The 20,256-nt window shown below is 66.2% G+C and carries 18 protein-coding genes and 1 pseudogene; 5 read left to right on the top strand and 14 right to left on the bottom strand.

The annotated features are described in order from the left end of the window. The 5 genes from A8G00_RS05980 to rimP form a co-directional block, all read right to left on the bottom strand. The coding region (locus tag A8G00_RS05980; protein WP_172451797.1) for a translation initiation factor IF-2 associated domain-containing protein at positions 1-261 on the bottom strand (261 nt) is incomplete at its 3' end. 70 nt (positions 262-331) lie between these two features. Next, entirely contained in the window at positions 332-988 is a 657-nt protein-coding gene (locus A8G00_RS05975) for a DUF448 domain-containing protein (RefSeq protein WP_044661908.1), read from the bottom strand. A 141-nt stretch (positions 989-1,129) separates the two neighbouring features. Further along, a complete protein-coding gene (locus tag A8G00_RS05970; protein ID WP_048577539.1) occupies positions 1,130-1,366 on the bottom strand; it encodes a 4-oxalocrotonate tautomerase family protein in 237 nt (78 codons plus the stop codon). Positions 1,367-1,372: 6 nt separating this feature from the next. Next, positions 1,373-2,944 (bottom strand): transcription termination factor NusA, encoded by a 1,572-nt coding sequence (gene nusA, locus A8G00_RS05965; protein ID WP_025550393.1) that lies wholly within the window; start codon positions 2,942-2,944, stop codon positions 1,373-1,375. Between the two features lie 12 nt (positions 2,945-2,956). Then, entirely contained in the window at positions 2,957-3,481 is a 525-nt protein-coding gene (gene rimP, locus A8G00_RS05960; RefSeq protein WP_044663095.1) for a ribosome maturation protein RimP, read from the bottom strand. 198 nt (positions 3,482-3,679) lie between these two features. Here rimP and A8G00_RS05955 point away from each other — a divergent pair, with 198 nt between their 5' ends. Further along, positions 3,680-4,816 (top strand): PQQ-dependent sugar dehydrogenase, encoded by a 1,137-nt coding sequence (locus A8G00_RS05955; protein ID WP_099185880.1) that lies wholly within the window; start codon positions 3,680-3,682, stop codon positions 4,814-4,816. 34 nt (positions 4,817-4,850) lie between these two features. On the opposite strand, the gene A8G00_RS05950 is transcribed toward A8G00_RS05955, so the two are convergent. The 3 genes from A8G00_RS05950 to tpiA all read right to left on the bottom strand — a co-directional run bounded on the left by A8G00_RS05950 (position 4,851) and on the right by tpiA (position 7,822). Further along, positions 4,851-6,485 carry a CTP synthase gene (locus A8G00_RS05950; RefSeq protein ID WP_044661906.1) on the bottom strand — a complete coding sequence of 545 codons (1,635 nt, stop codon included), beginning with the start codon at positions 6,483-6,485 and terminating at the stop codon, positions 4,851-4,853. Positions 6,486-6,576: 91 nt separating this feature from the next. Continuing rightward, complete coding sequence (gene secG, locus A8G00_RS05945; protein ID WP_061936325.1) at positions 6,577-6,957, bottom strand: preprotein translocase subunit SecG; 381 nt, start codon at positions 6,955-6,957, stop codon at positions 6,577-6,579. Positions 6,958-7,081: 124 nt separating this feature from the next. Continuing rightward, positions 7,082-7,822 carry a triose-phosphate isomerase gene (tpiA, locus tag A8G00_RS05940; protein WP_099185881.1) on the bottom strand — a complete coding sequence of 247 codons (741 nt, stop codon included), beginning with the start codon at positions 7,820-7,822 and terminating at the stop codon, positions 7,082-7,084. A 194-nt stretch (positions 7,823-8,016) separates the two neighbouring features. Here tpiA and A8G00_RS05935 point away from each other — a divergent pair, with 194 nt between their 5' ends. Continuing rightward, a complete protein-coding gene (locus A8G00_RS05935; protein ID WP_099185882.1) occupies positions 8,017-9,966 on the top strand; it encodes a peptidylprolyl isomerase in 1,950 nt (649 codons plus the stop codon). A 25-nt stretch (positions 9,967-9,991) separates the two neighbouring features. Then, complete coding sequence (gene trpE / locus A8G00_RS05930; RefSeq protein ID WP_025550383.1) at positions 9,992-11,494, top strand: anthranilate synthase component I; 1,503 nt, start codon at positions 9,992-9,994, stop codon at positions 11,492-11,494. Between the two features lie 215 nt (positions 11,495-11,709). On the opposite strand, the gene mltG is transcribed toward trpE, so the two are convergent. From mltG to fabD, 6 genes are all read right to left on the bottom strand, one after another. Further along, positions 11,710-12,681 carry an endolytic transglycosylase MltG gene (gene mltG / locus A8G00_RS05925; RefSeq protein ID WP_061936315.1) on the bottom strand — a complete coding sequence of 324 codons (972 nt, stop codon included), beginning with the start codon at positions 12,679-12,681 and terminating at the stop codon, positions 11,710-11,712. A 10-nt stretch (positions 12,682-12,691) separates the two neighbouring features. Continuing rightward, a complete protein-coding gene (gene fabF, locus A8G00_RS05920; protein WP_103000268.1) occupies positions 12,692-13,951 on the bottom strand; it encodes a beta-ketoacyl-ACP synthase II in 1,260 nt (419 codons plus the stop codon). A gap of 179 nt (positions 13,952-14,130) precedes the next feature. Continuing rightward, positions 14,131-14,364: an acyl carrier protein gene (locus tag A8G00_RS05915; RefSeq protein WP_007689016.1), complete on the bottom strand. Its 234-nt coding sequence runs from the start codon at positions 14,362-14,364 to the stop codon at positions 14,131-14,133. Between the two features lie 236 nt (positions 14,365-14,600). Then, complete coding sequence (fabG, locus tag A8G00_RS05910; RefSeq protein ID WP_025549370.1) at positions 14,601-15,341, bottom strand: 3-oxoacyl-[acyl-carrier-protein] reductase; 741 nt, start codon at positions 15,339-15,341, stop codon at positions 14,601-14,603. A 1-nt stretch (position 15,342) separates the two neighbouring features. Continuing rightward, positions 15,343-16,149, bottom strand: a complete 807-nt coding sequence (locus A8G00_RS05905) for a crotonase/enoyl-CoA hydratase family protein (protein WP_103000269.1) — start codon at positions 16,147-16,149, stop codon at positions 15,343-15,345. A gap of 8 nt (positions 16,150-16,157) precedes the next feature. After that, entirely contained in the window at positions 16,158-17,093 is a 936-nt protein-coding gene (gene fabD / locus A8G00_RS05900) for an ACP S-malonyltransferase (RefSeq protein ID WP_061936395.1), read from the bottom strand. 128 nt (positions 17,094-17,221) lie between these two features. Here fabD and A8G00_RS05895 point away from each other — a divergent pair, with 128 nt between their 5' ends. Continuing rightward, entirely contained in the window at positions 17,222-18,691 is a 1,470-nt protein-coding gene (locus A8G00_RS05895; protein WP_103000267.1) for an efflux transporter outer membrane subunit, read from the top strand. An 11-nt stretch (positions 18,692-18,702) separates the two neighbouring features. Next, positions 18,703-20,256 (top strand): annotated as a pseudogene (locus A8G00_RS05890) (efflux RND transporter periplasmic adaptor subunit); the annotation flags it as partial.

The following is a 20,256-nucleotide window of genomic DNA, read 5'->3' as shown; positions in this document are numbered from 1 at the left end:
CTGCGGCGCGCGGGCCTGCGGCTGCTGGGGCGCGGGGGCCTGCGGAGCGGCGGCCACGGGCGTGGGATCGGCCTGCGGTTCAGGCGCAGCGTGTCCGGCTTCACCCGGCTTGCCCAGGATGCGGCGCCGCTTCACCTCGACCACGACCGTATTCTTGCGGCCATGGCTGAACTGCTGCTGCACCTGACCGGACTCGACCGTGCGCTTGATCCCCAGCGGCTTGCGGCCCAGAACCGGCTTGTCTTCCTTGCTGTCACTCATACGACTGAACTATACCCTTCACATCAACCCGACCGGCAAGGCCCGTCGGCGCCTTCATTCCAATGCTACCTCAGGCGCCCAGTGCCCCTGCGGAGTCCTGCTCCCCATGCACCGGCGCTCCGTTAGCGCAACCCAGATAGCTTTCCAAGCGGCCTATGGCGCCGCGCAGACGTGACGCCGCACGCGAGTCGGTCACCGCGATATGGACGACATTGTCCCGCCCCATTGCCATAGATAGGGCGTGTCGGTCCACAGGCAAGACGATGCCCGCCAAATCCGTGCCTTCGGCGTCCTGCCCGACGCGGAAGGCCTGGTCGAGCTTGCGGTTGCCGTCGGCCGCCGCGTCGGCGGCGTGGAGCAGCAGCTTCACCTGACCCTTGCGGCAGGCGACATCGATCTTTTCCGAGCCGGTGAGGACCATGGACGCCCTCGCCTCCAGCCCCAGACGGTCGAGCAGGGCCTTGCGCAAGCCCTCCTCGATCAGGGCGGGCAGCGCGTCGGGGATTTGCAGGTCGCCGGTCTTGAAGGCGCGGGCGAGCGCGCCCTTGAGCTTGCCCTTTGCCAGCGCCTGTTCGAGTTCGGCGCGTGGCACACCGATCCACGCGCCCCGGCCGGGCGCCTTGGCGCGGATGTCGGGCAGGATTTCGCCATTCGGGCCGCAGGCGAGCCGGACCAGCATGTCCGGGTCGGCGCGGTCGCCCGACAATATGCATTTGCGTTCGGTCATGGGCGCGCCTCCCAATAATGGGCCGCATTCCTGCGCAGGCAGGAATCCAGTTCCACGCTGTCGGGAGCATGCCAGGGCAGAACTGGGCTCCTGCTTTCGCAGGAGCACATCCCTGACGCGGCGATGTTGGGACTCAGCCTCTCATCGGGAAGTGACCGCGGCATGGGCGTCCTCCCCTATGGGCTTGGGCGCGTCGCGGTCGGCGATGAGCTGGCCGCCTGCGCCGTAATTTTCCGTCGGGATTTCGGAAATCACCACCTGCACGGCAGCGGGCGACTTGCCCAGCCGCTCGACGAGCGACCGGGTGACGTCGGCGACGATGGCCGCCTTCTGCTCGCGGGTGGCGTTTCCGGCCAGACGGATGTCGACGAAGGGCATCTGTTCTTACGCTTCCTCGCCTTCGAACCAGTGGGCGCGGGCGGCCATGATGATCTCATTGCCCTGCTCTTCGCTGAGGCCGTATTCGGCGAGAATCCCGCCCTTGTCCTCTTCCTTGTTCTCGCGGCGGCGACGCTGGTCGACGCGCTTCCGGGCGACCAGTTCGTCGGTGGCGAGGTCGGCCAGATCGTCCAGCGTCTTGATGCCCGCCTTGCCCAAAGTCACCAGCATGGCTTCGGTGAGGTGCGGCATATCGGCCAGCGCATCCTCGACGCCCAGCGCCTGGCGCTCTTCACGCGCGGCGGCTTCGCGGCGATCCAACGCTTCCTGAGCGCGGCTTTGCAGTTCCTGCGCCAGTTCCTCGTCGAAGCCCTCGATCGCGGCCAGTTCGTCGATGCCGACATAGGCCACTTCCTCCAGCTCGCCAAAGCCTTCGGCCACCAGAAGCTGCGAGAGGGTCTCGTCCACGTCCAGCTCGTTCTGGAACATTTCGGAGCGGGCGACGAATTCCTTCTGGCGCTTTTCGGATGCGTCGGCCTCGGTCATGATGTCGATGGCCTTGCCGGTCAACTGGCTGGCGAGACGGACATTCTGGCCGCGGCGGCCGATGGCGAGCGAAAGCTGATCGTCGGGAACGACGACTTCGATGCGCTCTTCCTCTTCATCGATGACGACGCGGGCGACCTGTGCGGGCTGGAGCGCGTTGACGACGAAGGTCGCGGTATCTTCCGACCAGGGGATGATGTCGATCTTCTCGCCCTGCATTTCCTGCACGACGGCCTGCACGCGGCTGCCCTTCATGCCGACGCAGGCGCCGACCGGGTCGATGCTCGAATCGCGGCTGATGACGCCGATCTTGGCGCGGGAGCCCGGATCGCGGGCGGCGGCCTTGATCTCGATCACGCCATCGTAGATTTCGGGCACTTCCTGCGCGAACAGCTTCTTCATGAATTCGGGGTGCGCGCGGCTGAGGAAAATCTGCGGCCCGCGATTTTCGCGGCGCACGTTCAGGATCACCGAGCGGATGCGGTCGCCGACGCGGACGACTTCGCGGGGAATCTGCTGGTCGCGGCGGATGACGCCCTCGGCGCGGCCCAGGTTCACCACGACATGGCCGAATTCGACGGACTTCACGACGCCGGTGATGATTTCGCCCACGCGGTCCTTGAATTCCTCATGCTGGCGCTCCCGCTCGGCATCGCGGACCTTCTGGAAGATCACCTGCTTGGCCGACTGAGCGTCGATGCGGCCGAGGTCGATGGGCGGCAGCGGATCGACGATGAAGTCGCCGATCACGGCGTCCTTCTTGAGCTTGGCCGCCTGCTTCAGGTCCACCTGCTTGAAATAGTCGTCGACCTGCTCGACCACCTCGACGACTCTCCAGAGGCGAAGGTCGCCGGTGTCCGGGTCCAGCTTGGCGCGGATGTCGTTTTCGGCGCCGTAGCGGGCGCGGGCGGCGCGCTGGATCGCGTCTTCCATCGCCTCGATGACGATCGCCTTGTCGATCATCTTTTCGCTGGCGACGCTGTTCGCGATGGCGAGCAGTTCGGCCTTGTTGGCGGAAATGGCGTTGGCCATGGACGTAAACCCTTATTCCTCGGTTTCGAACTCGTCCGCCCCATCGGAGGAGAGCGGCATACTAGCAGCAATCAGCGCGTCGGTCAGTATCAGCTTGGCATCCCCGACCAGCGCAAAAGGGATGACGACATCGCCGGCCTTGGCATCCTGGAACAGGATGTCGTCGCCCTCAATGCCCTTGAGCACGCCCCGGAAGCTCTTGCGCCCGGCCACGGCCTCCGTAGCCTGGATCTTCGCCTCATGCCCGGCCCATTCCAGGAAATCGGCGAGGCGGGTCAGCGGACGGTCGATGCCCGGAGAGCTGACCTCAAGGCGATAGGCCTCCTCTATCGGATCGGCTTCATCCAGCACGTCCGAGAGGCGACGCGAGATGGTGGCGCAATCCTCTATGACAAGCTGCTTCGTTTCAGGGCGCTCGGCCATGATCTGAAGCGTATGCTCGTCACCCGAGCCGAACAGCCTGATGCGCACGAGGTCGAAGCCCAGGGCCTTCACCTCCGGTTCGATCAGGGCCGTCAGTTCGGCGATGTCCGCCATGGGATCTCCCAAAAAAACAAAATTGCGGCTTCCCGTCGCCGCAGGCGATCCGCCCGCGACCCCGACATGTTTGACGATGTAAGGAAGCAGGGGCGATATAGGCGGGATGCCGCAAAGCTGCAACTCATTTGTCGCGAGGCATTTGATGCGCATTCTGGTAGCGTCATCAATTCCGCGATTCAGCCGAGAGGAGACGATATGCGCCATCTTGCCCTCACCGCCCTGCCGCTGGCCCTGATCGCCTGTTCGGCGGGCGATGCCGTGGGGCAGAACAGCGCCGCGTCGGCGGCGAAACCGTTCAGGACTTCCGTGATCGCTGATTTCGATGCGCCTTGGGCCATGACCTTCCTGCCCGATGGCCGGATGCTGGTGACGGAGAAGGCGGGCGAGATGATCCTGTTCGATCCGAAGAACGGGACGAAAATCCCGGTCGCGGGCATTCCGCCGGTCGACAGCGCGGGTCAGGGCGCGCTGATGGACGTGGTGCCGGCACCGGACTTTGCACGGAGCGGGACGCTCTATTTCAGTTTCTCAGAGGCGGGTCAGGGCGGCAAGGGCGTGGCGCTGGCCACGGGGGTTTTCAATCAGGCGAGCGACGGGACGACGAAGCTGGACGGCGTGAAGGTGATCTTCCGCGCCAGCCAATATGTGGATGGCAATGGCCATTATTCGGGACGAATCGCCTTCTCGCCGGACGGGAAATATCTGTTCTTCACCAATGGCGAGCGGCAGAAATTCGATCCGGCGCAGGACCCAAAGTCGACTTTGGGGAAAGTGTTGCGGCTTAATCTGGACGGCACGCCGGCCGCGGGCAATCCGCTGGCGGCGAAGGGATTCCATCCGGCGGTCTGGTCCTATGGGCATCGCAATCTGCTGGGGATCGCCTTCGACAAGGACGGGCGGCTGTGGGAGCAGGAAATGGGACCGAAAGGCGGGGATGAGGTCAATCTGATCAAGCCGGGATTGAATTATGGCTATCCCCTCGCCTCCAACGGCAGCCATTATGACGGGCGGGACATTCCCGATCACAGGGCGGGCGACGGGTTTGAGGCGCCTAAAGTCTGGTGGAATCCGGTGATCTCCCCGGCCGGGCTTGTCTATTATTCGGGCGACTTGTTTCCGCAATGGAAGGATTCGCTGTTCATCGGCGGGCTGTCGAGTCAGGCGCTGGTGCGGGTGAAACTGGACGGGGAGAATGCGGCCAAGGCGGATCAGTGGGACATGGGCGCGCGTATCCGCGAGGTGGAGCAAGGGCCGGACGGGGCGCTCTGGCTGCTGGAGGATGGCAAGGACGGGTCGCAGGGGCGGTTGCTGAAGCTGACGCCTGCTGCCTGAACGAAAAAACGGGGCCTTTGCGGCCCCGTTCCTCTTACACCAGCCGGCTCTGCTTCACCGCCGCTTCGATGAAGCTGGCGAAGAGCGGGTGCGGGTCGAAGGGTTTGGACTTGAGTTCCGGATGGAACTGCACGCCGACGAACCAGGGGTGGTCGGGCCGCTCGACGATTTCCGGCAGCGTGCCGTCCGGCGACATGCCCGAGAAGATCAGGCCGCCCTTTTCCAGCGGCTCGCGATAGCCGGCATTGACCTCATAGCGGTGGCGGTGGCGTTCGCTGATGTCGGTGGCGTTGTAGATGCCCGCGACGACGCTGTTGCCGGTGAGTTTCGCCGGATAGGCGCCCAGCCGCATGGTGCCGCCAAGGTCGGTTTCGGCGGTGCGCTTCTGCAGGCCTTCCTTGCTCATCCATTCGGTGATGAGGCCGACCACCGGCTCGCTGGTTTCACCGAATTCGGTGGTGGAGGCGTTGGCGATGCCCGCCGTGTTCCGCGCGCCCTCTATGCAGGCCATCTGCATGCCGAGGCAGATGCCGAAGAAGGGCACATTGCGTTCGCGGGCGAATTTGACCGAGGCGATCTTGCCTTCCGACCCGCGCACGCCGAAGCCGCCGGGAACGAGGATGCCGTGCATCGGTTCCAGGCGGGCGGCGATGTCCGCGCCCTCTTCCTCGAACAGTTCGGCGTCCAGCCATTTGATGTTGACCTTCACCCGGTTGGCGAAGCCGCCATGGGTCAGCGCTTCATAGAGCGACTTATAGGCATCCGGCAGGCCGACATATTTGCCGACCACGCCGATGGTGACTTCGCCTTCCGGATTCTGCTGCCGGTCCATGATGTCGTGCCAGCGGTCGAGCGTGGGCGCGGGCGCGTTTTCGATGCCGAAGGCGCGCAGCACTTCGTCGTCCAGCCCCTCCGCATGATATTGGGTCGGGACGGCATAGATGCTGCTGGCGTCGAGGGCCGGGATGACCGCTTCGGGGCGGACGTTGCAGAACAGGGCGATCTTGCGCCGCTCGCTTTCCGGCAGCGGATGTTCGCAGCGGCAGAGCAATATGTCGGGCTGGATGCCCAGCGACGTCAGTTCGCGCACGCTGTGCTGGGTCGGCTTGGTCTTCAGCTCGCCCGCCGCCGCGATATAGGGGACCAGCGTCACATGGACGAAGATGGAGCGGTTGCGCCCCAGATCGTTGTGGAGCTGGCGGATCGCCTCCATGAAGGGAAGCGATTCGATGTCGCCCACCGTGCCGCCGATCTCGCACAGCACGAAATCGAGGTCGTCGGATTCGGCGAGGGCGAAGGCCTTGATCTCGTCCGTGACGTGCGGGATCACCTGCACCGTCGCGCCCAGATAGTCGCCGCGCCGTTCCCGCTGGATGATGGTCTGATAGACCCGGCCCTGCGTCACATTGTCCGACTGCCGCGCCGAAACGCCGGTGAAGCGCTCATAATGACCGAGGTCGAGGTCGGTTTCCGCCCCGTCGTCGGTCACATAGACCTCGCCATGCTGATACGGGCTCATCGTGCCCGGATCGACGTTGAGATAGGGATCGAATTTCCGGATACGCACACGGAAACCTCGCGCCTGCAGCAGTGCTGCGAGCGAAGCGGCCATCAGGCCCTTGCCAAGCGAGGAGACCACGCCGCCGGTGATGAAAATATACCGCGCCATGGGAGGAGAGGCTTAGCCTTTTACAAACGAGTTGGGCAAGCGCGCGAATCATCGCGCGTGCGAAAAAAGCGAAATGGGGAGGTCAGGCCGCCTAGTTGGCGAGCGGGACCGCGCCGTTGGCGGCGTTGCCGCCCGCCGCGCCCGCAGCGCCTGCCAGCGGATCGTTGCCGGTCGCCGGGGCCGGAGCGGATGCCGGAGCCTGAGGGGGCGCCTGCTTCACCAGCGAGGTGTCGATGTCGCTCGGCCGGTGCTGGACCGAGGCGATCACCGCAAGCACGACCGACAGCGTCACGAAGATGCCGGCGAGGACCGTGGTCGACCGGGTCAGGAAATCCGCCGCGCCGCGCGCCGACATGAACCCCGCCGGGCTGCCGCCGACGCCCAGGCCGCCGCCTTCCGACTTCTGCATCAGGATGACGGTGACCAGCAGGGCAGCGACGATGGCCTGCACGACGAGGATGAAGGTGAACATGAGACGAATATCTGTCCGGTAAAGGGTGGGTTGCCGCGCACATAGCGATGATGGGGCGCGGGGGCAACCGCCCCCGTCCTCTCTCCCCCCCTCCCGCAAGCGGGAGGGGCTTGTTTATTGGCGATCAGGCCGCTGCCGCGATCACCGGGGCGAATTTCGCCGCCGCGAGGCTCGCGCCGCCGATCAGGCCGCCGTCGACATCGGCCAGCGCCAGAAGCTCCGCCGCATTGTCGCCGTTCATCGATCCGCCGTAGAGGATTCGCATCCCCTCCGCCTCGACTCCGATCCGGCTCGCCAGCGCGGCACGCAGGGCGGCGTGCATCGCGGCGACCGCTTCCATGGTGGGGATCCGGCCCGTGCCGATGGCCCAGATCGGTTCATAGGCGATGGCCAGCCAGTCCGCCGCCGCCCCGTCCGGCAGGGACGCCAGCAACTGGGCCGCGACCACCGCTTCCGCGTTGCCGGCATCGCGCACGTCGAGGCTTTCGCCCACGCAGAGGATGACCTTCAGCCCCGCCGCCCGCGCCGCCAGCGCCTTCGCCGCGATGTCCGCGTCGGTTTCGCCCTGGTCCTGCCGCCGCTCGCTATGGCCGACGATGGTCCAGCTCGCCCCGGCTTCCGCCAGCATGGCCGCGGACAGACAGCCGGTATGCGCGCCGCTTTCCTTCATATGGCAGTCCTGCGCGCCGATGAAGATCGCACCCTTCACGCCGTCCGCCGGCGAAATCAGCGTCGCGGGCAGGCACAGCCCGACTTCCACCGCCGGATAGTCGCGCGCGAGGCCGCCGATCGCCTCCACCTCGCCCAGCTGGGCGCGCAGGCCGTTCATCTTCCAGTTGCCGACAACCAGCTTTCGCCTGCTCATCGATCTTTCCCCTTATGGTTATTGCTGCACGGTCCCCTGCGGCACGGCTCTCCAATCCGCGCCGCCGGGTTGGCCGAGCCGATGAACGGCGTGCGGCCATTTGTCCAGCCTTGGCACCCCAGCGCCCCTTGCCCGCGCGACGATCCGCCCTTAAAGCGGGCCGCCATCAAAGCCGCTTTTACGGACTTTCCTCCATGCTTTCAGTCTTTCGCCGTTTCATCCGCTCCAAATTCGGCGCCTTTGCGGCCCTGATCTTCCTGGGGATCATCGCGGCCGCCTTCATCATGGGGGACATTACGAGCGGCAAGTTCGGATCGTCCCTTGGCGGCGGCGAGACCGCCGCCAAGGCGGGCGGGTCGCGCCTCACCATGACCGAATTGCAGGACCGGGTGCAGCGCGTGTTCGAAAATGCGCGCAGGTCCAATCCGGGATTGCAGATCGGCGACTTCCTGGCGCAGGGCGGCGCGGCGCAGGTCTATGACCAGCTTGTCGCGTCGATGACGCTGAAGGAATATGCGAGCGACCAGAAGGTGCACATCTCCAAGCGGCTGGTCGATGCCCAGATCGCGCAGATCCCCGCCTTCCAGGATGCGGCCGGCAATTTCAGCCAGGAGAATTTCCGGCAGTTGCTGCTGCGCGAGCGGATCACCGAACAGGCGCTGCGCGACGACATCAGCCGCGAGATACTGGAGCGGCAGATGCTGGCCCCGCTGGGGCTGGGCGTGAAGCTGACCGACTCCATGGTGCTGCCCTATGCCTCGCTGCTGCTGGAGGCGCGCCAGGGCACCATCGCCCTCGTTCCCGCGACCGCGTTCAAGGACATTGCCGACCCGACCGACGCGCAACTCGGCGATTTCTACAGGAAGAATGCCGCGCGCTATACGATTCCGGAACAGCGCCGCATCCGCTACGCCGTGATCGACGCCGAACGCTTCGCGCAGGCCGCGCAGCCGACCGATGCGGAGATCGCCGGCTATTATAATCAGAACAAGGCCGCCTACGCCGCGAAGGAGAGCCGCAGCTTCGAGCAGCTGATCCTGCCGACCGAGGCGGGCGCCAAGGCGATCGCGGATCAGGTGAAGGGCGGCAAGTCGCTCGCCGGCGCAGCGCAATCGGCCGGCCTCTCCGTCTCCGAACTGAAGGACCAGAGCCGGGAGGCGCTGGCCTCCGCCGCGTCCGCCGCCGTCGCCAATGCCGGTTTTGCCGCGAAACAGGGCGAGCTGGTGGGGCCGCTGCGTGGATCGCTGGGCTGGGTGCTGCTGCGGGTCACGGCGGTCAGCACGACCCCGGCCCGCGCGCTGGCGGCGGTGCGGGACGAGATCGTCACCACGCTGCGCGCGCAGAAGGAGAAGCGGCTGCTCAATGACTTCACCGGCAAGATCGAGGATCAGATCGCCAATGGCGGCAGCTTCGAGGAAGTGGTGAAGGACAATGGCCTGAAGCTGGAAACGACGCCGTTCCTCGTCTCCTCCGGCAAGCAGGTGGAGGATGTGGCCTATCAGGTGCCGGCGGATGTGAAGCCGCTGCTCGCCCCTGTCTTCGGCATGAGCCAGGACGACGATGCGCAACTGGTCCCGATCGTTGCCGACAAGCGCTATGCCCTGACCGCGCCCGGCGACATACAGGCCGCCGCGCCGCCGCCGCTCGCCAAGGTGAAGCCGCTGGTCGCGATGCAGTACAAGCTGGCGCAGGGCAATGAGAAGGCCAAGGCATTGGCCGAGCAGATCCGCGCCAAGGTCGCCAAGGGCATGAAGCTGGACGAGGCGGTCGCCGCCGCCGGCGTCGCCCTGCCCAAGCCGCAGGTGGTGGGCGGCCGCCGCGCCGACATCATGCGCGACGGCCAGCGTCCGCCCGCCGAGGTGGCGATGCTGTTCACCATGGCGACCAACAGCGTGAAGACGCTGCCCGCCGGGCAGGATCGCGGCTATTTCGTGGTGCAGTTGAACGGCATCAAGCGCGGCGATGCAGGCAGCGACAAGGCGCTGGTGAATCAGGTCCGCGACCAGCTCAGCGAAGTGGTCGGCCAGGAATATGGCCAGCAGTTCGAGCGGGCGGTCGAGAAGGAGCTGGGCGTCAGGCGGAACGCCAATGCGGTGGCCGGCGTGCAGCGCGCGCTCGCCAACGCCAATAGTGGCGGTCAGTAAGGTGGTTGCGGGGAGACCGGCGGAGATGGACGGCATCGAGAGCGCGCGCAAGGCATTGGCGGCGGGGCAATCCGCGCTGGTGTGGCGGCGCCAGATCGCCGACACGGACACGCCGATTTCCGCCGCGCTGAAATTGTTCGAGCCCGATCGCGGCGATTTCCTGCTGGAATCGGTCGAGGGCGGCGCGGTGCGAGGCCGCCACAGCCTGATCGGGCTCGCCCCCGACCTCGTCTTCCGGGCGCAGGGCCATGCGGCGGAGATCAACCGGCAATGGGCGACCGACCGGGAGGCCTTCGTGCCGGAAGGCGCCGATGCGCTGGACGCGTTGCGGGCGCTGGTGGCGGAATGCCGGGCTGAGCTTGATCCGGCGCTGCCCGCTGCGCTGGCCTGTCTGGTCGGTTATTTCGGCTATGAGACGGTCGGGCTGGTCGAGAAACTGCCGCGTCCGCCCGAAAATGCGATTGCGCTGCCGGACATGCTGTTCGTGCGGCCGACGGTGATATTGGTGTTCGACCGGTTGGCCGATGCACTGTTCCTGGTCGCCCCGGTGTGGAAGGGAAGCTTTGCCGATGCCGACCGCGCCGTCGAGCAGGCGCTGGAACGGATCGACGCCGTTGCCGCCCGGCTGGCGGCTCCCCTCCCCGCGCAGGCCGCTCCCGCCGGGATTGCGGAAGTCGCCGTGACGCCGGTGCTGGAGCCGGGCCGCTATGCCGCGATGGTCGAAAAGGCGAAGGACTATATCGTTGCGGGCGACATTTTTCAGGTGGTGCTGGCGCAGCGCTTCACCAGCCCGTTCACGCTGCCGCCGATTGCGCTTTACCGGGCATTGCGGCGGATCAACCCTTCGCCCTTCCTTTATTATCTCGACCTGCCCGGCTTTGCGCTGATCGGGTCGAGTCCGGAAATTCTGGTCCGGGCGCGGGACGGCGAGGTCACGATCCGGCCCATCGCCGGCACCCGGCCCCGCGGCAGGAATGCCGTCGAAGATGCCGCCAACCGCGAAAGCCTGCTGGCCGACCCCAAGGAGCGGGCGGAGCATCTGATGCTTCTGGACCTGGGGCGTAACGATGTGGGGCGGGTCGCGGCGGCCGGCACCGTCACCGTGACGGACAGCTACAGCGTCGAATTCTACAGCCATGTGATGCATATCGTGTCGAACGTGGTGGGACGGCTGGCGCCGGACCGGGACGCGCTGGACGCCTTGTTCGCGGGCTTTCCCGCGGGGACCGTGTCGGGAGCGCCCAAGGTGCGCGCCTGCGAGATCATCGCGGAACTGGAGCCGGAAACGCGCGGGGCCTATGCCGGGGGCGTCGGCTATTTCGGGCCGGACGGCAATATGGATAGCTGCATCGTGCTGCGCACCGCCGTGCTCAAGGACGGCGTTATGCATGTGCAGGCGGGCGCTGGCATCGTCGCGGATTCGACGGCGGAATATGAGCAGCGGGAGTGCGAGGCGAAGAGTGGCGCGTTGCTCGCCGCTGCGCGGGAAGCGGTGGCGCTGGCGCGCGAGTCAGGGTTTGGGCAGTAGGGTTGTTGCGGTGATTGGCGGCGGTCTATGGCCATCCCAGGACATTCCCCTCTCGTAAACGGGAGGGGTTAGGGGTGGGCGCGAGCGGAGCGAGCTTCTGACTTGGCCGTTGCAAAACAACGCGGATGTTGCGCCAGCCCACCCCCTAACCCCCTCCGGCTTGCGGGAGGGGGAACATCCGCTCCCCACCCAAGCGCGCCATCGGTCAGCTCACTTCAAAGCTCACCCCTGGCGCGCCGGATTTCGAACCATTTGCGCACATTGTCATTATGCTCTTGCAGCGTGTCCGCGAAGATATGGCCGCCCTTCCCGTCCGCGACGAAGTAGAGCGCCTTTGTCTCCGCCGGGTGCAGCACCGCGAGGATCGACAGGCGTCCCGGATTGGCGATCGGCCCCTTGGGCAGACCGGTCATCGCATAGGTGTTATAGTCGTTGACCGCGGCGATTTCAGACTTCCTGATCCGCCGGCCCAAGGGCTTGCCCCGAGTGATCGGATAGATGATCGTCGGATCGGCCTGGAGCATCATGCGCGCCTTCAGGCGATTGCCGTAAACCCCGGCGACGGTCGGCCGCTCGGCAGGCACGGCCGTTTCCTTTTCGACGATGCTGGCGAGGATGACGGCTTCCCCGGGCGTTTTTGCGACCGTGTTGGGCGCCCGTTCCGCCCACATCTTCGCCAGCGCCTTGCTCATCGCACCCTGCATGCGCTTCAGCACCGCCGCCCGGCTCTCGCCCTTGTCGAAGGCATAGCTGTCGGGCAGAACGCTGCCTTCCTCCGGCACCGGAATCTCGCCCGTCAGTTCCTCATTCGCCATCAGCCGTTCATGGACCAGGATGGAGGGCATGCCCTCCGGTATGGTGACCAGCCGGGTCAGCGTCCTGCCGCCCTGGAGGATGCGGAAAATATCGGAATTGCTGGCGCCCTTGGGAATCAGGAATTCGCCCGCCTTGATCGACTTGCCGCGGCCGAAGACCTTGGCCCGCGTCAGGAAGGCGTCGGCGGAGCGCACCGCCCCCTTCTGCTTCAGGAGAATGGCGGTGTCCGCGATGGTCGAGCCTTCGGGCACGACGATGGCGATGTCCTTCGTCGCCGGGCCTGCCTCGGTCCAGCCATAGACGAAGCGGAAAGCGACGAACGCCGCGACGGCCAGGCCGATCAGCACTATGCCCAAGCCAAGCCGTCGCATCGCCGATGTCTCAGACCGCCTTCATGATGAGCGAGGCGTTGGTGCCGCCGAAGCCGAACGAATTGTTCAGCACCGCGCGCACCTTGCGTTCCTTGGCGACATGCGGGACGAGGTCGACGCCCTTGCAGCGTTCGCTCGGCTCGTCGAGGTTCAGCGTCGGCGGCACGATCTGGTCGCGCAGCGCCAGGATGCAGAAGATGCTCTCCACCGCGCCCGCGCCGCCCAGCAGATGGCCGATGGCCGACTTGGTCGAGCTCATCGACATGGTGCCCAGATGTTCCCCGAACAGCCGCTTCACCGCGCCCAGTTCCAGCTCGTCGCCCAAAGGCGTCGAAGTGCCGTGCGCGTTCACATAGTCGATGTCGCCAAGGCCGAGGCCGGATTTCCTGAGCGCCATTTCCATGGAACGATAGGCGCCATTGCCCTCCGGATGGGGGGCGGTGACGTGATAGGCGTCGCCCGACAGGCCATAGCCGACGACTTCGGCGTAGATTTTCGCGCCGCGCGCCTTGGCCCGCTCATATTCCTCCAGCACGACCACGCCCGCGCCTTCGCCCATGACGAAGCCGTCGCGGTTGACGTCATAGGGCCGCGAGGCCTTTTCCGGCGTGTCGTTGAAGGCGGTGGAAAGCGCGCGGGCCTGGGCGAAGCCGGCGATGCCGATCGGGCAGATCGCGCTTTCCGCGCCGCCCGCCAGCATCACGTCGGCATCGTCCAGCGCGATCATGCGGGCAGCATCGCCGATCGAATGCGCACCGGTCGAGCAGGCCGTGACGACGGCGTGATTGGGGCCCATGAGACCGTATTTGATCGACACCTGGCCGGAGATCAGGTTGATGAGGCGGCCGTGGACGAAGTGCGGGCTGACCCGGCCGGGCCCCCGGTTCGCCAGCACCAGCGATTCGCTTTCGATGCCCGGCAGGCCGCCAATGCCCGAACCGATGGAACAACCGGCGCGCAGCCGCTCCTCCTCGCTCATATTGTCGAGACCCGCGTCGCGCAGCGCCTGGCTGGCGGCGGAAATGCCGTAGACGATGAACGGGTCGACCTGCCGCTGGATCTTGTGATCCACGTCCAGCCCGGCATCATAGCCATATTCATGATCCGCCGGCTTCACTTCGCAGGCGATGCGGCACTTATATTCGCTGGCGTCGAAGCGCGTGATCGTCGCCGCGCCGGACTTCGACGCGATGATGTTCTTCCAGGTCGTTTCCACATCCCCGCCGAGCGGGCTGACCATGCCAAGGCCGGTGACGACAACACGACGCATATGCTTGCTCCGAAAAATAGTCTTTGGCTCAACGCCGCCCATCTAGCCATTGGAAAGGCGATTGTGAACGGGACCAGATACGAAAAGGCTCCCCAAGACCCGGTTTTGCCGGACAGGAGGAGCCATTCCCTTTTGTAAACGCAGCGGCCACCCGATGCCGGGCAGGCCGCCGAACGTTCTTACTGCTTGCTGTCGATATAATCGATGGCATCCTTGACGGTGGCGATCTTCTCGGCCGCATCGTCAGGGATTTCGACGCCGAATTCTTCCTCGAACGCCATCACCAGCTCAACGATGTCCAGGCTGTCAGCGCCCAGATCGTCGATGAAGCTCGCATCCTCGGTCACCTTTTCGGCTTCGACGCCCAGATGCTCGACGACGATTTTCTTTACGCGATCCGCGGTCTCACTCATGAGTGGTCCTTCTTACTGGGTATCGTTGATGGTTCTGAATATTTGTTAAGGCATGCCCTAGAGGCAAGCCCAACGAGAGGCAAGAGGCAAGAAACAATCGGATGGCATCGCCCCACCTGCATTCGACTCCTCAGCCCCGATGGCACAAGGTTGCCCTTTTGCAAATGCCCAAAATTTTCTGCCGCGATGGAATAAAGCCGCAGCGTGGGACTTTGGGACCGACCGATCCTTCCCCCTCAGATCATCGCCATGCCGCCATTGACGTGCAGCGTCTGGCCGGTGACGTAACCCGCTTCCTTGCTGGCGAGATAGACCACGGCCGCGCCGATGTCCTCCCCCGCGCCCAGATCGCCCGCCGGAATCCTGGCGAGGATCGCGCCTTTCTGCGCATCGTTCAGCGCGTCGGTCATGGCGGAGCGGATGAAGCCGGGCGCCACGCAGTTCACGGTGATGCCCCGGCTCGCCAGTTCCTGTCCCAGCGACTTGGACATGCCGATGATGCCGGCCTTGGACGCGGCATAATTGGCCTGTCCCGGATTGCCGGTGACGCCCACGACCGAGGTGATGGAGACGATGCGGCCGAAACGCGCCTTCATCATCGGCTTGGCGGCGGCGCGGGCCAGGCGGAAGGCGGCCTCCAGATTGACGGCGATCACGTCCGACCATTCCTCGTCCTTCATACGCAGGATCAGATTGTCGCGGGTGATGCCGGCATTGTTGACGAGGATGTCGAGCTTGCCGCCCAGCGCTTCCACCGCTTGGCCCACCAGCGCGTCGACCGCCGCCGGGTCGCCGAGGTTGCAGACGAGCGTCTTGTGGTCCCCGCCCAGTTCCGCGGCGAAGGCCTTCAGCTTCTCCTCATTGCTGCCCGAAAGGGCGAGCGTGGCGCCCTGCGCGGCGAGGGCCTTCGCAATGGCGGAGCCGATGCCCCCCGAAGCGCCCGTCACCAGCGCGGTCATGCCTGTCAGATCGAACATTCTAATCTCCCTTGAAGTTCGGCGTCCGGCGCTCGAAAATGGCGTCGATCGCCTCATCATGATCCGCCGTCGCATGGGCCAGCGCCTGCATCGCGCCCGCCATTTCCATGATCTGGTTCAATTCCGCCGTCTGCGCCGCGCGCAGCAGCCGCTTGGTCATCCGCGTGGCATGGGGCGGATTGGCGGCGATCCTGTCCGCCACCCTGCGCGCCGCCGCCAGCAGGTCGGCGTCCGGCACCACCTCGCTCACCAGCCCGATCCGCAGCGCCTCTTCCGCGTCGATGGTCTCACCGGTCAGCGCCAGTTCGGTCGCCTTGGAGAAGCCGACGATGCGCGGCAGCAGCCACGCGCCGCCATCGCCGGAAACGATGCCCAGCTTGACGAAGGATTCCGCGAATTTTGCGGATTGCGCCGCGATCCTGACATCGCACATCAGCGTCAGGTCGCAGCCCGCGCCGATGGCCGGGCCGTTGACCGCCGCGATCACCGGCAGTTCGAGCGCCTGGAACAGCAGCGGCAGCCGCTGGATTCCCGCCCGGTAGTTGCGCCGCGTCTGCGCCGGCAGTCCCGCGCGCAGGCCGCCCGCATCGGGGCGCATCGCATTGAGGTCGCCCCCCGATGAAAAGGCGCTGCCCGCCCCGGTCAGGATCGCCACCCGCACCGACAGATCGCGATCCGCCTGCTCGAACACCGCGCACAGGGCGTCGACCATCGCCGGATCGGAGATCGGGTTGCGCCGGTCCGGCATGTCGAGCGTGACCGTCAGGACGGCTCCGTCACGGCTGGTCAGGACGGGAGCGCTGCTCATGCCGCCGCTCACAGCGCGCCCAGCGCGGCCTCGATATCGTCCATCGTCACGACGCTGCGCACGGTGGCGTCGGGAGCGATGCGCTTCACCATCGGACCCAGCACCTTGCCGCCCAGTTCGACGAATTCGGTGACGCCCGCGTCCCACATGGCGGCGACGGATTCGCGCCAGCGCACTCGGCCCGTCACCTGCTCGACCAGCCGCAGCCTGATCTCGTCCGGATCGGCGATCGCGCTTGCCAGCACATTGGCATAGACGGGCAGCAGCGGCGTGTTGATCGCCGCCTTGCCCAGGGCATCCTCCATCGCCTCCGCCGCGGGCTGCATCAGCGGGCAGTGGAAGGGCGCGGAAACCGGCAGCAGGACGCCGCGCTTGATGCCATGGTCCTTCACCAGCGCGACGGCGCGCTCGATCGCGCCGCGATGGCCGGAAATCACCACCTGCGTCGGATCATTGTCATTGGCGACGGTGCAGACCTCACCCTGCGCAGCCGCCTCCGCCAATGCCTGCGCCTTTTCGATGTCGGCCCCCAGCAGGGCAGCCATCGCGCCCTCGCCCACCGGCACCGCCGCCTGCATCGCCCGCCCGCGCAGCTTCAGCAGCTTCGCCGTGGTGCCGATGTCGAACGCCTCCGCCGCGCAGAGCGCGCTATATTCACCCAGCGAGTGACCGGCGACATAATCGCCCTTCTCCGCCAGCGAAAAGCCGCCTTCCTTCTGCATCACGCGCAGGGTCGCCAGCGCATTGGCCATGATCGCGGGCTGGGCGTTTTCCGTCAGCGTCAGGTCGCTTTCCGGCCCCTCCACCATGATGCGGAACAAATGCTGCGACAGGGCGTCATCGACCTCCTGAAACAGCTCCCTCGCGGCCGGGCTCGCATCGGCCAGCGCCTTGCCCATGCCGACCGACTGGCTGCCCTGACCTGGAAAAAGAAATGCCCTCATCATCCACCTTCTGACATGCGCGCCCCTGCAAAAGCGCAATTTTTCGAAGTCGTTACACTTTGAGACACAAATGCCGTTGAGGCGCCCGGCCCATTTCGGCAGTTCTCGTTGGAGGACCGCCTTTAACGATGACGGAGTATAAGGAAAAGGTGCGATATCGCTTTGGATGGATCACGGGAACCGCGCTGGTCCTGTCGGGCTGCGCAGCCGGTCCCGATTATCGCGCCCCTGCCCCCGCAGCGCTCGGCGTGCCGGCGGCCTATAGCCAGGGCGGCGGCGCTCCGCTCGACGAAGCGGAGCTTGGCACCTGGTGGACGCGGCTCGACGATCCGGCGCTGAGCGGCCTGATCGACCGGGCGATCGCCCATAATCTGGACATCGTTCAGGCGCAGGCGCGTCTGCGCCAGGCGCGGGAGTCGCTGCGGCAGGCAAGGGCCGCCTTCCTGCCGCAGGTGAACGGATCGGCCAGCGGCGGGCGCAACTACAGCAGCCGGGATGCGGGCGGGCGGCTGGACCCCAGCGGCAATCCGATCGGCGGCGGCGGCTCCAACTGGTCGAGCAGCTATTCGGTGGGCGCCAATGCAAGCTGGCAGGTCGACCTCTTCGGTGAACTGTCCCGTTCGGCGGAGGCAGCGCGGGCCGATCTTGCCGCATCCGGCTATGACCTGGCCAATGTGCGGGCGACGATCGTCTCCGAACTCGTCACCAACTATGTGCAGGCGCGTCTGGCGCAGGAGCAGTTGCGCGTCGCGAGGGAGACGCAGGCGATCCAGCAGGACAATTACAACATCGCCAACTGGCGGCTTCAGGCGGGCCTCGTCTCCTCGATCGACGCGGAGCAGGCGCGGGCGCAACTGGCGCAGACCAACGCCACCGTACCGCAGCTTGAGGCGAGCCTTCGGGGCAGCCTCAACCGTATCGCCGTGCTGACGGGGCAGGCGCCCGGCGAAGCGACCCGGAGCCTTGAAACGCCGGCGCCGATTCCCGCCGCGCCCGCGCAGATCGCCACCGGCATTCCCGCCGACACGCTGCGCCAGCGGCCGGACGTGCGCTCGGCCGAACGGGCGCTGGCCGCCGCGACGGCGCGCATCGGCGTGGCGCAGGCGCAGCTTTATCCTTCCCTTGGCATCAGCGGCAATATCGGCACCACGTCCAACAGTTTCAAAGACCTGTTCAGCCTGGTCACCGGCGGCGTATTCGCCAATGTGGCGCAGGTCATCTTCGACGGCGGACGCCTCGCCTCGCAGGTCCGTTCGCAACGGGCGGCCACCGACGCCGCCTTCGCCGCCTACAAGCAGACGGTGCTGACCGCGCTGGAGGATGTGGAGAATGCCATGGCGTCGCTGTCGAGCGCCCGCGCCCGCAAGGCGGAGTTCGCGACCGCCTATGAAGCGTCGAACAATGCCGCGATACTGGCGCGCAGCCAGTATCAGGCGGGCCTGATCGATTTCCAGACGCTTTCCCAGAGCGAGAATTCGCTTTTGAACGCGCGCAACAGCCTTGCCGGCGCGCAATCCGACGAGGTCCTTGGCCTGGCCCAGCTTTACAATGCGCTGGGCGGCGGCTGGCAGAATATGGAAGGCCGTCCCCCCTCATGAGCAAAAAGACGAGCAATGATGTGACCAGCGATCAGGACATCAACGACTTTCTTGGCGCGCGGCCGGAAAAGCCGTGGCGCAAATGGGTGGTCCGGGGCGCGGTGGGCGTCGCCCTGCTGATCCTCATCCTGCTGCTTGCGCGCTGCTTTTCGGGCGACGACAAGCCCAATTATGCGACGCGGGAAGTGCGCAAGGGCGACCTTACCGTCTCCGTATCCGCCACCGGCAATCTGAAGCCCATCAATCAGGTCGATGTCGGTTCCGAACAGTCGGGCAAGATCACGGCGGTCTATGTCGATGTGAACGACCGCGTGACCAGGGGGCAGAAGCTGGCCGAACTCGACACCCGGCGGCTGGTGGATACGATCAACCAGAACCGCGCGCAGCTTTCCTCCTCGCAGGCCAGCGTGGCGCAGGCGGAAGCGCAGGCGGCGCTGGCCAGGGCGACGCTCGACCGCCAGCTCAACGTGTTCAAGCTTTCCGGCGGGCGCGTTCCCGCCAGGACGGAACTGGACGCCGCCCGGGCCGACTATAGTTCCGCCCTCGCCAACCTCCGCTCCGCACAGGCGCAGGTTCGCGTTTCCCAGGCGCAGCTTTCCACGGCGCAGACCAATCTTTCCATCGCCCAGATCGTCTCGCCCGTGACCGGCGTCGTCCTGTCCCGCGACATAGAGCCGGGCCAGACCGTCGCCGCCTCGCTCAACGCGCCGGTGCTCTTCACCATTGCGGAAGACCTGACACAGATGGAGGTGGAGGTTTCCGTCGACGAGGCGGATGTGGGACAGGTGAAGGAGGGCCAGAGCGCCAATTTCTCCGTCGACGCCTTCCCGGGCCGCACCTTTCCGGCGCGGGTGACGCGGGTCAATGTGGGCTCCAACAGCGCCAGCAGCAGCAGTTCCTCCTCATCATCGGGGGGCAGCGCGGCCAGCAGCACGACGGGCACCGTCGTCGCCTATACGGCGGTGCTGTCGGTGGACAACAAGGACGAGATATTGCGCCCCGGCATGACCGCGACCGCCGACATCGTGACGCAGGAACTGCATGACGTGCTGCTGGTCCCCAACAGCGCGCTTCGCTTCAAGCCCAGCGCGGGCAACCAGGGTGGCGGCATCACCAGCCAGATCGTCCCCGGCCCCCGCAGGTTCCGGCGCGGCGGCGCGAGCCGGCAGGTCAGTTTCGGCATCGGCAGCAGCCAGACCGTCTATGTCGTGGGCGAGGACGGCAATCCCAAGGCCGTGCAGGTGACCGTCGGCGCCAGCGACGGCGCGCGCACGGTCATCATGGGCGGCGACCTGAAACCGGGCATGCGCGTCATCACCGGGCAGCTTGCGGCGGGCCAGCAGGCGCCGGCGGAGGATCAGGCCGATGGCGGTTCGCAGGGCGGCGGGCCGCGCGACCGCAACCGCCGGACGGAAGGCGGCCGGTCCACCGACGGCAGCCCGGCCACTGTCGGGAAGCTCGGCAATTCGGGCGACGGGAAGGCCGAAACCGCGCCGGTCGCGCCATCGGCGCCGAAGGGTCAGGGCGGCGAGCCGCGCGGCACCGGCCGGCAGAGCGGAACCTGA

Origin of the sequence: Sphingobium sp. SA916, assembly GCF_002894065.1 — a bacterium.
Classification (GTDB): Bacteria; Pseudomonadota; Alphaproteobacteria; order Sphingomonadales; family Sphingomonadaceae; genus Sphingobium; species Sphingobium fuliginis.
This window is presented reverse-complemented; position numbering and strand designations above follow the sequence as displayed.